The following is an 11,808-nucleotide window of genomic DNA, read 5'->3' on the forward strand; positions in this document are numbered from 1 at the left end:
GATGTCTGTCGTCTGGGGCTCTCTGGCGGCGGTACGCAAAGGTCCATTCACGCAGAGATCCCCCGTCTGTCCATCGAGGAGCGTAACAGCGGTCGATCAGCGGCGACAGCCCCGTCCAATCGGTGCGCGGTGAGCAGACCGTGGCCGGTGGCCGGGTTCGGGCTCGCTCCGCCGCACTCGTCCCCGGTGATGGAACGGCCCTGCGTAACCGGCACGCAGTCCGCAGCCAACGATTCCACAGTGCTCGCCCGACCCTGCTGAATCGCCAGTGCCACCACGCCGGCGGCGTACGCCGTGGCACCTGACGTCCCGCTCGAAACGAGCCAGCCGTCGTCCGCCCCCGTACCGTCGTACTTGCTGTTGCGGCGGTCGAACAGGCAACCGGGCTGGGTCGGGAACACTATGTAGTTGCCGTTGGGCAACATGCCGCACGGGCCGGACACGTCCGGCACGGCCCGTCCAGGAAAGACCGCCGACCGGTAGCTGGAGGCCAGATCGGCGGCCCGCAGCGCGCCGTCGGGGCCGATGTGCACCCCGCCGACGGTGATCGCACCCGGGGTGGCGACGGACTGGAACATCGCTGTCGGCCGGTCGGTCGAGCCGTTACCCGCGGCGAACAGCACGGTGCAGCCCCGCCGGATCGCGTTGGCGACCTCGAGATGCAGATGGGGTTCCGAGCGCAGGGTGCCCCAGCTGCAGGAGATGACGTCAGGCTCCAGCTGCACCGCCCGCTGGAACGCGGCGACGGGAAATGAGAAGCCCTCGGTGGCCATCTTCACCATCGTGAGGGACACCTCGGGCGCCACCGCCAGGAGCAACGCCGACATCGCGGTGCCGTGACCGCGTTCGTCGACCGCGGGATCGAGCTGCGGCAGCGCGGCCACGACCGAGGTCCGGTAGCCGTGCTGCCGGTGATGCGGATGGTCGTAGAGGCCGGTGTCGACCATGACGACCCGGACGCCCTGGCCGCGGATGCCGGCGGCGTGGAGTTCCCCGGCTCCGGCCACTCGGACCGCGTCGCCGGGAAGGCTGAGGTGGTGCCCGGTTCCGCGCACCACCGGCGGCGACACGGTCGCGGTCAGCTCGAATCCGGATCGCGGTGCCGAGACCGCACCGATGAGGTCCGTGCACACCCGGGAGCGCAGTGGGCCCTGCGCCACGAGTTCGTACCGCGGGGAATCGCGGATGTACTTGTTGCGTACCACGGCGACGACGCTGCCGAAGACGTCCCGGAGCAGCCTCTGCTCGCCGCTGACCGTCAGACCCACGTCGGTTCGCGCCTCGATCGCCAGGCCCTCGCGGGTGAGCGCCTCGGCGACCCGGTCGACGGTGGCCGGCGCGGGAAGGAACTCCTCGACACTGTGGCGGAGCAGCTCGGCGGGGTCGTCGGCGAGGGTGCGCCCGGACGCCGCCCGTGGGACGACGGTCAGCACACCCCGCCGGTTGAACGCGGCGATCTCGTCATCGATCATCGGACGCCACCAGTTCGCGCAGGCGGCCCCTGTCGAGTTTTCCGGTCGGCGTCAGGCCGACGTCCCCCTCGTCGATCAGGACGATCTCGGCCGGGACCATGTACGGCGGCAACACCCGGGCGAGCGCGGCGCCCAGTTCCGTCTCGGCTCCGGCCCGGTCGGCGCCGAGGACGAAGAGGGTGATGGCCCGGCCGGCGACGCGGTGCTGGGTCACCACCGCGCAACAGTCGACCACCCAGTCCACGGCGAGCGCGGCGGCTTCGACCTCGGAGGTGTGCACGAGGTTTCCGGCGATCTTCACGGCGTCGTCGCGGCGGCCGACGAAGACGAGCTGACCGTCACCGGCACGCCGGACGAAGTCGCCCGACCGGTAGTACCGGGTCTCCGGAGAACCGCGCGTGATCAGCACCTGCCCGGTCTTCGTCGGCTCCTCGCAGTAGCCCAGCATGACCTGCGGGCCGCCGATGAGCAGCTCACCCGTATCGCCGTCGGGCACCGGTCGCAGGTCGTCATCGACGATCAGGACGTCGACGGCGGGCAGCGGCGTCCCGATCGGCAGATACTCGTCGTCGTGGCTGGCGATGTCGTCGGTCAGGTAGAGGGTGGCGCTGTGCGTGGTCTCGGTCGGACCATAGCCGTGCACATAGGTCAGACCGGGAAGCTTCTTGTCCAGGGCCCGCAGGAGCGAGGTCGGGCACGACTCGCCGCCGAACCACAGGCGCCGCAACGAACTCAGGTCGCGGCGGTCGATGTCGCTGAACCGCCCGAGGAGCATCCGGATGACCGAGGGCACCAGCAACACATCGGTGATGCGCCACTGCTCGCACGCCTGCGTCACCTGGCCGGCCATCGACAGCCGGGGCAGCAGGTGCACGCTACCGCCGACCAGGAAGGTGGAGTACAGATCGACCACCGACGCGTCGAAGAACAACGGCGCCACGTTCAGGTAACGCATCCGTTCCGGAAAACCGACCACCTCCTGTACGCCTTCGAGGAGCGCGCACAGACTGCGGTGGCTGATCATGACGCCCTTCGGGCCGCCGGTCGATCCCGACGTGAAGATGACGTACGCCTGGTCGTCCGGCGTCCTGTCCCCGTACGCCGAGGGCCGGTAGTCGGCCTCGGCCCGCACGTCCCAGGAGTCATCGGTGACCACCAGGGTGCCGGCCGCCGCCTCGGCGACCAGCCCGAGATGCTGCGGATGCGCCACCGTCACCGTCGGACGGCACCTGGCGAACAGCACTGCCGTCCGGGCCGGCGGCAACGACTCGTCGACGGGGACGTACCTCGCGCCGAGCCGGAGCGCCGCCAACATGCAGACCACGGAGTCGATGGACTTGTCCATCACCATCGCGACGGTGCCGTGTCGCCCGACGAGGGGAGCCAGCAGGTCGGTCAGCGCCTGGGTGCGCCGGGCCAGCGTCCGATAGGACACCTGTTCGTCGGTGGCCAGGTCGACCACCGCCACGGCGTCGTCGTCGTGGCGGCGATCGAGGACCTCGTCGGCGAAGCGGAGCGGGCCACCGGTCACCGGTCGACCGTCGCGAGTTGCTGGCACACCGCCTCCAGCAGTTCCGGGAACGTGTCCAACTTCTGGTCGTAGGACCCGAAGTGGCCCATCCCCTCCATCAGGGTCAGGCGGCTGCCGGTCAGCCGATGCAACTCCCGGGCCACATCGACGGGCACCCACGGATCGTCGGTCGAGTGGAACTGGACGATGAAGCGCTGATTCCGCTTGATCGCCGCCCAGTCCCATGGCCGGTCGAAGAATCCACTGCGCCGTTCGAGTTCGAAGCCGCAGTCGGTGTGGTGCCCGGCCACCACGAAGGTGCCCAGCAGCGGCGCCGACTCCGCGTACCGCAGTGCGGTCAGGGCTCCCGACGAATGCCCGACGATGACCGTCTGGTCGTCCGGCCGGATGACATCGGTCAGGTAGGGCAGCCAGTACCGCATCCGGCCCTTGATCGGATCGGGGAAGGTCTGTGCCACCACGTTGTGGCCACGAGCCTCCAGCTCCCGTTTGAGGTACGGGAACCAGATGCCGTCGATGGTTGCGCCGGCGTTACCGTGCACCAGGACGACCCGGACCGCATCAGACATAGGAGTCGTCGTTGAGCTGGTCCTCGAGCATTGTCGCGAGCGAGCCGAGGGTGGCGAAGTGCTCCACCGTCAGCAGCTCCGGTTCGAGCTCGATGTCGTAGTACGACTCGAAGGCCAGCGTCAGCTCGATCATCTGGGTGGAGTTCAGGGAGAGTCCACCGTTGAACAGGGGTGTGTTCGAGGTCAGCTCGACGTCGTGGTTCGGGAAGACCTCGGCCGCGATCTTCCGCAGGTCATCCTCGATGTCCGCGCGGGTCTTCCGGTCAGCGCTCGTCACGTCAGCCCGCCTTCGGCCCGGTGCTGGAATCGGCGGGCCGGGTCGCCAGCTTGGACTGCAGGAAGACCGGAGTCCGGGGGATGTTCATTTCGTCCTGGTGGAACGGGTTGCGCTTGTTCTTCAGCGAGAGGTACATGGTGCGGCGCGCCCGCGCCTTCTCCTCGTCTGAGTAGAACAGGAAGGCGATGTTGCCGGCGTTCTCCCGGCCGACCTCGGTGAGGGTGATGTCCTCGTCGGTCTCGATCGCGTACCCGCTGTCGACCATCCAGTTGATTTCCCGGCGGTACTTCTCCAGGTTGGCGACATCCGCTTTGCGTACGGTGCCGAAGACCGGGAAGAACACCATGACTCGGTTCTCGACCTCGTCCTCACTGCAGATCCGGCCCTGCTCGATGGGGATGATGCCGTCCTCGACATCCTTGATCCAGCGGTCCACGTTGGTGTGGTTGCGGTAGCTTCGCTCACCCATGTAGTTCTCGGCGGCCGGACCGATGCCCAGGGTGTAACTGGCGCGGTAGCCGTTGCCTCCGCAGGCGTGGTCCAGCCCGATCGGGCCGGTCTCGTCGAGGTGGGTGAAGAAGTTGATCAGGAGCTGCTTGTCGTACCCGTAGTCGGCAAGGCTCTCCTTGATCTGGCGGTACTGGACCCGCTCGATGCTGCCGGACGGCAGCACGTCGCTCACCTTGCCGGCCCGGATCTGCTTGTCGAGCCGGGTGCCCTCCCACTGGTTGAACCGGTACGTCTGCACGAAGCTGGGGCGCAGTTCGGCGCAGATGCCGTGGATGTCGGAGGCGAGAATCTCGTCGGTCTGACCGGCGAGGTTGTACATGAGGTCCAGGGCGAACGTCCTGATCCCGGCTTTGCGGATGTTCTCCGCCGTCTGGTACACCTGCTCGACGGTGGCCTTGATGGTCAGCTTGCGCCGGATCTCCTCGTTGAGCGTCTGCACGCCGAACGAGATGCGGGTGATGCCCAGGGACTTGAGCATCTCGATGTAGCCGTCCGTGGACAGGCCGAGCGGGCTGCCCTCCAGCGAGATCCCGTCGACCTCGCTCAGGTCGAACTCGCGATGCACGGCCTGGATGATGGTCGCCATCGACTCCTGGTCGAGCGCCGACGGCGTGCCCCCGCCGAACTGGACGTACTTGATCTTCGTGCCCTGGAAGTACGCCGAGCGGGCGTTGCGCTCGATCTCCTTCACCATGGCCTTGACGAACCGCACCCGCTGCTCGCCCTGGTACTTCGCCGAGGACTCCTTGAAGCAGGCACAGAAGTTGCAGAACGCCTCGCAGAAGGGGATGTGGAAGTACAGCAGGATGTCCGTCTGCTGAGGGTGCGTCTGACGGTCCAGGAAGGAGAAGTACTCCGCCTTCTCCTGCTCGGTGCGCAGCGCGTCCTGGAAGCCGCAGATCTTCGGATAGAACCAGGTGACGTTGGTGCGCTTCTCCGGGCTCTCGAAGTCGTCCTTGAGGTAGAAGTTCGAGTCGAGACCGAGCATGAACGAGTTCTCGGTGGTGGTCATGTCTGTCGATCCCATCCCTTATGAGGTGGACTTCTTGCTGACGGAATTGGCGTCGCTCTGGTAGATGACCGGGTACTGCTGGCTCATCTCACCGTTGATCTGGATCCACTCGAACTTGTCCTCGGGCAGTTCGACGTCGGCCCAGATCGCCTCCGGCGGGCATTCGGCAACGCAGGCGTTGCAGTCGATGCACTCCTCCGGATTGATGTAGAGCATCTCCGGGCCCTCGTGGAAGCAATTGACCGGGCAGACGTCCACGCAGTCGGTGTACTTGCAGCCGATGCAAGCATCGGTGACGACGTAGGCCATGATCTGGATCTCCTGATGGGTTGCGCCGCCGTGGTCAGGCGTGGACGGTCGAAACTTCGGTGAGCCGTCGCATCCAGCCGAACCGGTCGATCACGTCGCCGCGGTGGATGCCCTCGAGCACCTCTCGGAGGTGCGACGCCACGGCGACGCTGCCGGGCAGCCGGTATTCCTCCCCGTTGTAGCCGAGGCCGTTGATGGAGACGACGCCCTCGACCGTGCCGGTGCCGAAGCACTCGGTGATCCGACCGTCGGCGACGCCCTGCAACACCTCCGTCAACGGAACCGGCCGTTCGTCGACAGTGGTCCCCGCGTCACGCGCCAGCTTGATGATCGAGTCGCGGGTGATCCCCGGCCGTACGGTGCCGTCCAGGGACGGCGTGGTCAGAACGCCGTCGATGACGAAGAACGCGTTCATCGCGCCGACCTGCTGGACCCTGCGCTCCGGATCGCCGCCGACCCACAGCACGTGGTGGTAGTCGTAGTTGGCGGCGATCTCCCGTGGGACCAGCCCCGGCCCGTAGTTCCCGACGGCGTTGATGTCGCCAGTGCCGCCCGGCCATGCGCGGACGTAGTCGTTCACCACCATTGCCCGTACCGGCAGCTCGGCCGGAGCCTGCCGCGCCAGCGGGCTCGCAACGATCGTGAAGAGGCACTCCTCGGCCGGGGCGACCTCGAGCGTCGGGCCGTTGCCGGCCAGGACGGAGCGCAGCAGCAGCGCCGACCCGGGCTCCGCCGGGATCCACGCCGAGTCCAGGTCCACGAGCCGGCGGATCGCCAGCCAGACGCGGTCGAAGTCGAGTTGCGGGAGTGCCATCCGCCGGGCCCCGTTGTTGAACCGCTTGACGTGGCTGTCCGGGCGGTACACCGCGACGGACCCGTCGGTCATCCGGTAGGCCGCGAGGTCGTCGAACAGCGCCTGCCCGTAGTTCAGCGCCGAGGACGTGGGCCGCACCGACGGCAGTGCGTCGCGGTCGGCGATGGTCATGCCCTGCCAGGACCGCCGCTTGCTCCACCGCATCGAGTACGCGTGATCGGTGAGGGCGCCGCCCGGGCGCGTCGGCGCGTCGGCCTCCGGCTTGGAGCGAGGTGTGGTCGTCGCCTCGACGACCAGATCGTTGTCCTTGCTCACGATCGATTGCCTTCCTTGTCGGATATATCAACCCGCACGTCGCGGAGCACGGCGCCGACCAGGTCCTCGACCCGGCCTGGATCGCCGACGAAATGGACCTGGGCGACCCGGTTGTGGAAGATGTCGTCGGGATCGAGCGCCGCGCCGCGCTCGGCCTCGAAGACGATCCGTACGAACTCGTCGGCATCGAGGAACGGCTCGATGCCGGACAGGCTGCCGGCGAAGACGCCCGGCCGATCGGTGGTGACGAAGGCCAGCCCGGCGCTCACCGAGGAAACAGGCTGGTCCACGTAACGGCCGCCGCGAGCCGCCTCGGCCGCCGCCAGGTAGAGGTCCACCCCGGGCCCCGCCATGACCAGTTCGGGAATGCAGTCGCCGGCCAGCCGAGCGCCCACCTCGATCAGCACCGGGTGACCGTCCGCGGCGATGCGGGTCTCGATGTGGAACGGCCCGACGGTGATGTCGAAGGCGGCGACCACCTGCGCGGCGAACTCGTGCAGCAGCCGTCCGTGCGGCGAGCGCTGCGGCGGTGTGGCGACGTGGCCCATCTCGAAGAACTGCGGCGGCGCGCTGAGGAGTTTCGTGGTGATGCTGACGATGTGCGGCCCGGCCGTGTCCACCCAGCCTTCGAGGGAGAACTCGGGGCCGTCGACGTACTCCTCGACCAGGGCGACCCGCCGCGGATCGTGGTGGAACTTGACCTCGCCGTACCGGTGGATCTCCGCGCAGGCGCGCTGGTACTCGTCGGCGTCCCGGACGAGGCGCACCATCAGGCTTCCGCCCCAGTCGGCCGGCTTGACGACCGCCGGGAACGCGAAGGGGCATTCGCCCACCTCGTCGGCCGGGACCGTGATCGATGCCGGGACGGCGATGCCATGCTTGACGCAGCGTTCCCGCATCACGTCCTTCTGCCGGACGGCCTCGGCCGTGTCCTGGCTCAGCGCCGGCAACCCGAGGGCGCGGGCCAGCTCGGCCGCCGCGCCGACGGCGTACTCGAAGCCTGCGATGACGCCGGTCGGCGTCACCCCCAGCCGGTCGACGAGGTCCAGCAGAGCGGGCACGCCGTCATCCGGATGCCAGTCGACGACGCGCGCACCGGAGTGGACCTCCGCCGGCAGCAGGTCGGGGAACTGCGTCGGGATCAGGCACGGGACGCCGGTGGCCACCAGCCGGCTCGCCAGCTGGATCCCGGCCGACAGCGGCTGGACGATTATCAGCACGTGACGCCGGCCTTCCCCACGTGCAGGGTGAACACCATCGGCACCGGACCGAAGTTCTCGAGCGTCCGCAGCCCTTCGGCCCGCGCCGCCCGGTCGGTGGTCACGCAGGCGTCGTAGTCCCCGGCGGCGCAGACGGCAGCGGCCACGGAGTTGCTGCTCGCGTACGAGATCGTGCCCCGATTCGTGACCAGGCAGCTGGGGGCGGGATGGGTGACGATGGTGCTGACGGACTCCTGTCCCGGACGTGCGGCGAGCACCATGTCGTACGTGTCCAGGATGAAGCTGTCGGCCATCGTGAGCCGATGCAGGTTGCCGAACACCAGGTCGTGCAGGCGCGGGTAGACGGCGCAGGCGAGGATCGCCTCGGTGCCGTCGAACGTCATGGCGTCGAGCCCATCCTCGACCTCGGCGTGCAGGATCACCCGGCCCGGGCGCTGTCGGTCGGCGAACCAGCGGTGAGCGGCTTTCTCCAGGTTCGTTCCCGTTGGTCCGAGCGTGTGGATGGTGGTGACGTGCGGCAGTGCGGTTGTGCCGGAACCTGCTGTGGAACGGCCGGTGGCGTCAGGCATCCGCCATCTCCCTTACTGTCGGTCGGTCGAGCTGTGAACGGAGGCAAGGTCTTTGCGTACGCTCCGCAGCCATCCATGGGTGTCTGGACGGTTGCCGTGCTGGATCTCCATGAGCGTGTGCCGCACCCGGGCGGTCACCGCGCCTTCCTGTCCGTCGCCGATCATCGTGTCGTCGTCGTCGCCGTCGCCGATCCGGCCGACCGGGACGACCACGGCGGCGGTCCCGCACGCGAACATCTCGACGAGCTGTCCGGATCGGGCACCGGCCATGAGGGCGTCGATCGGGGTCGGCTCCTCGGTGACCGGAATGCCGAGGTCACCGGCCAGGGCGATGACGCAGTCGCGGGTCACGCCCCGCATGATCGTTCCCTGGCACGGCGGGGTGGTCAGCCGCACACCGCGACGCTCGTCGTCGTCGCGCCAGACGAAGAACACGTTCATCCCGCTGAGCTCCTCGACCCAGCGGAACTCGAGGCCGTCGAGCCACAGCACCTCGTCGTACCCGCGCGCGTTGGCCTGTTTGCGGGTCAGCAGGCTGGCGGCGTAGTTGCCGGAACACTTCGCCTCGCCCATGCCGCCGCGTACCGCGCGTACCGTGTCTGCGGAGGTCAGCACGGAGATCGGTGTGAAAGCCCGCCCGAAACACGGGTCGGCCGGATACGCCAGGAAGGTGCACCGGTAGCGCCGGGAGTCGCGGAGCCCGAGCGCGGACTCGGTAGCGATCATCAGTGGGCGCAGATAGAGGCCCTGGCCGGGCTCCTCGGGGATCCAGCTGTCGTCGGCGGCGACGAGGTGGGTGCAGGCGTCCAGGAACAGGGAGACCGGCATCTCGGCCATCGCCAGCCGTCGTGCCGATCGGGCCAGCCTGTGGGCATGGTCAGCGGGGCGGAACAGGGCGGCGGAGCCGTCGGGCTGGCGGAACGCCTTCAGGCCTTCGAAAACGCTCTGTCCATAGTGCAGCACCAGGGTGCCGGGATCCATGGTCATCGGGGCGTACGGCTCGAGGGAATGGTCGGACCAGCCGTGGTCGGCCGACCATTGGACGACGACGGTGTTGTCGGTGTGGAAACGGCAGAAACCGGGATCGTGAAGGGCAGCGGCACGGTCGGTGATGGTCAGGGTTCGGTCAGACATGGACCTCACTGCCCCAGAGGCTCAGGGATGCCCGGGGGCCGCCGTACCTGTCCGTCTTGTTTTCGGGCTCCAGGAGCAATCTCTCGTACAGGAAATCGGTGATCTTCTCGCGATAGGTCTCGTCGTCGGCGATCGCCTCGAATTCCTCGATCGTCCGGACGAGTTCCTTGGCCGACGCGACGATCTCCGCCTTGCTGGCCAACCGGCGCCGGCCGTCGTCGCCGATCGTGAACAGGCCGTGCTCGGCAAGCCACGTGCCGAGGGCGAAGCCGGTGCCGGAGTCGAAGTTGCGCAACGGGCGCGGCTCGGCCGGGTAACGGAAGAGCCGTTCCAGGATGATGTACTCGAAAATGACATCGCCGTACGGCACGGATTCCTCGTAGCAGGCTATCGCCGATTTCAGGTCGACCTTCAGCTCCTCGGAGAGGCCGGGGCGCCATTTCGTCTTCAGTGCCAGGTGCTGATCCAGTGGGCGGGGTCCAGTGTGGTGGTAGTAGTCGTGCAGGTAGCCCCAGACGCAGCGAGCCTGATAGACGTCCTCCGGGTCGACCTCGGCGGATGCCAGCACCTTCGTGTCCGCGAACGGGGAGCCGGCGCCACAGAGGCGAGCCACGATTTCCAGCGTACGGGCGTAGATTGCCGTATGCCGGTTGAAGAAGAACCACGCGAACGACTGATTGACTGTCGGTGTAGCTGTCGGAATGTTTTCCGGGAAGAAGACGACGCAGTTGCCGTCGCGCAATCCGGGAGAGGCGGAAAGGAGCCGGGTCGACTGGAACACCGCTTTGTCGTGCGGATAGCGGGACTGCAGTTCGGGGGTGCAGTCCGGGTCCTGGCGAACGACGGTGAAGGCCTCGAGGAAGGCGCCGCGGGAGCCGTCGCCGTTCGGGAGGGTGACCGGTCCGACGAAGGCGGCGACCTCTCCGTCCTCCGGTGCGGGGACGGTGTCACGGGTCGCGTCGAAGGCCGGCTTCTCCAGGAAGCCGGCCTCTGACCAGGCCCGCAAGTCGTGAACGGTGGCCTCGATCTGGCTCGCCGGCATCAGCGGGTCGAGCTGCTCGACGTCGCGGCAGAGCCGGTCGAGCTGCGCGGTCGCCTGGTCGCCGTCGCCGCGGATCTGGGCCGCGCGGATCAGGCCGGCGACCGGCACAATACGACGCTCGAATTCCAGGACCTGAGAGAGCGTGCGTGGCTCCACATTATCCTCTCGGCAGCATCGACGCCGTTCGGCATCCCACCCCTGATGCACCTCGAAGTATGCACGAAAGTAGCCCATCCCCCGAGGAACCCCTTGATCGGAATCCTGCGGTGCCGCTCCGGCTCCGTCAAACGGCTCTCGCTATTTGGGATATAGACGTCAGTATCTAGGTGCGATTGATGATCTTGCGTGCTTCTTGTTTTGTCCGATTGTGCTGCAATTATCTGCTCATGGTCAGCGTCGAACCCCCGACGCCGCTCCGCTAAAAGCCAATAATGCGGCATCGGCCCGTCAATCAAAGGGTATGAGCTGTATGTCCAACTTGGATTGACGGGATAAATGGGACGCCGCTCAGGATGGTTGGCCGACGCCCGCGACGAAGGCGTAAGCCAAATGTCGGCTATGCGTCAGGGTGATCATCCATGAATGGACACCGGCCGCCGCGGAGAGCGCCGCCGCACGCCCGGCCAGGGCGAGTGCCGGCTGACCGGAGTGGCGGCGGACCACCTCGATCTCCCGCAGGGCCACCCCGGTCAGGCCGGTCCCGAGGGCCTTCAACACCGCCTCCTTGGCGGCGAAACGGACGGCGAAGCGTTCCGCCGGGTCGCGCTGAAGCAGGCAGTAGGCGCGCTCTCCCGGGGTGAAATGCCGATCGGCGAACCGGGGCTGCCGGGCCAGCAGAGCCCGGATGTCATCGACGTCGACGAGGTCGGTGCCCGCACACACGACCACCCGGCCCATCACCTGGCGAGCGACGCTGTCGGCGGCCGTGGCGATCCATTCGTCACCCCGACTCACGGCCGCACCGTCCCTCCGAGTCGCCGCAGTCTGTCTACGATCGGCGACAATACGGTCGGTATTCTGCACCTGTCATCCGA

At 67.6% G+C, this 11,808-nt stretch carries 12 protein-coding genes; all 12 read right to left on the minus strand.

From position 1 onward, the window contains the following. Positions 1–47 precede the first annotated feature (47 nt). On the minus strand, positions 48–1,472 hold the full coding sequence (locus GA0070561_RS23540; RefSeq protein ID WP_091404963.1) for a S8 family serine peptidase: 1,425 nt from the start codon (positions 1,470–1,472) through the stop codon (positions 48–50). Continuing rightward, entirely contained in the window at positions 1,462–3,003 is a 1,542-nt protein-coding gene (locus GA0070561_RS23545) for an amino acid adenylation domain-containing protein (RefSeq protein WP_091404966.1), read from the minus strand. Before GA0070561_RS23545 ends, GA0070561_RS23540 begins: the two co-directional genes overlap by 11 nt. Beyond that, positions 3,000–3,572, minus strand: coding sequence for an RBBP9/YdeN family alpha/beta hydrolase (locus tag GA0070561_RS23550; RefSeq protein ID WP_091404969.1), 573 nt, complete (start codon positions 3,570–3,572; stop codon positions 3,000–3,002). Before GA0070561_RS23550 ends, GA0070561_RS23545 begins: the two co-directional genes overlap by 4 nt. After that, positions 3,565–3,849 (minus strand): acyl carrier protein, encoded by a 285-nt coding sequence (locus tag GA0070561_RS23555; RefSeq protein WP_091404973.1) that lies wholly within the window; start codon positions 3,847–3,849, stop codon positions 3,565–3,567. Before GA0070561_RS23555 ends, GA0070561_RS23550 begins: the two co-directional genes overlap by 8 nt. 1 nt (position 3,850) lies before the next feature. Next, a complete protein-coding gene (locus tag GA0070561_RS23560; protein WP_091404976.1) occupies positions 3,851–5,371 on the minus strand; it encodes a coproporphyrinogen-III oxidase family protein in 1,521 nt (506 codons plus the stop codon). 18 nt (positions 5,372–5,389) lie between these two features. Then, positions 5,390–5,680 (minus strand): 4Fe-4S dicluster domain-containing protein, encoded by a 291-nt coding sequence (locus GA0070561_RS23565; RefSeq protein ID WP_091404979.1) that lies wholly within the window; start codon positions 5,678–5,680, stop codon positions 5,390–5,392. Between the two features lie 34 nt (positions 5,681–5,714). Beyond that, the gene (locus GA0070561_RS23570) at positions 5,715–6,809 is read right to left on the minus strand and encodes an aminotransferase class IV (protein WP_091404982.1); all 1,095 of its coding nucleotides are present in this window, start codon (positions 6,807–6,809) and stop codon (positions 5,715–5,717) included. Then, a complete protein-coding gene (locus tag GA0070561_RS23575; RefSeq protein ID WP_091404986.1) occupies positions 6,806–8,029 on the minus strand; it encodes an ATP-grasp domain-containing protein in 1,224 nt (407 codons plus the stop codon). The genes GA0070561_RS23570 and GA0070561_RS23575 overlap by 4 nt, the downstream gene beginning before the upstream one ends. Then, positions 8,023–8,598, minus strand: a complete 576-nt coding sequence (locus GA0070561_RS23580; protein WP_091404989.1) for a type 2 periplasmic-binding domain-containing protein — start codon at positions 8,596–8,598, stop codon at positions 8,023–8,025. Before GA0070561_RS23580 ends, GA0070561_RS23575 begins: the two co-directional genes overlap by 7 nt. 12 nt (positions 8,599–8,610) lie before the next feature. Next, positions 8,611–9,732, minus strand: coding sequence for a branched-chain amino acid aminotransferase (locus GA0070561_RS23585; RefSeq protein WP_091404991.1), 1,122 nt, complete (start codon positions 9,730–9,732; stop codon positions 8,611–8,613). After that, positions 9,725–10,930 carry a DUF6421 family protein gene (locus GA0070561_RS23590; protein ID WP_208603843.1) on the minus strand — a complete coding sequence of 402 codons (1,206 nt, stop codon included), beginning with the start codon at positions 10,928–10,930 and terminating at the stop codon, positions 9,725–9,727. The genes GA0070561_RS23585 and GA0070561_RS23590 overlap by 8 nt, the downstream gene beginning before the upstream one ends. A 351-nt stretch (positions 10,931–11,281) precedes the next feature. Next, complete coding sequence (gene acpS / locus GA0070561_RS23595; RefSeq protein ID WP_208603844.1) at positions 11,282–11,797, minus strand: holo-ACP synthase; 516 nt, start codon at positions 11,795–11,797, stop codon at positions 11,282–11,284. Positions 11,798–11,808 lie beyond the last annotated feature (11 nt).

The organism is Micromonospora saelicesensis (assembly GCF_900091575.1).
Lineage (GTDB): Bacteria > Actinomycetota > Actinomycetes > Mycobacteriales > Micromonosporaceae > Micromonospora > Micromonospora saelicesensis.

Coding starts and splice junctions, on each gene's coding strand:
- GA0070561_RS23540 (WP_091404963.1), bottom strand. CDS start 1,472: ATGATCGATGACGAGATCGCCGCGTTCAACCGGCGGGGTGTGCTGACC.
- GA0070561_RS23560 (WP_091404976.1), bottom strand. CDS start 5,371: ATGACCACCACCGAGAACTCGTTCATGCTCGGTCTCGACTCGAACTTC.
- GA0070561_RS23585 (WP_091404991.1), bottom strand. CDS start 9,732: ATGTCTGACCGAACCCTGACCATCACCGACCGTGCCGCTGCCCTTCAC.
- GA0070561_RS23580 (WP_091404989.1), bottom strand. CDS start 8,598: ATGCCTGACGCCACCGGCCGTTCCACAGCAGGTTCCGGCACAACCGCA.
- GA0070561_RS23565 (WP_091404979.1), bottom strand. CDS start 5,680: ATGGCCTACGTCGTCACCGATGCTTGCATCGGCTGCAAGTACACCGAC.
- GA0070561_RS23550 (WP_091404969.1), bottom strand. CDS start 3,572: ATGTCTGATGCGGTCCGGGTCGTCCTGGTGCACGGTAACGCCGGCGCA.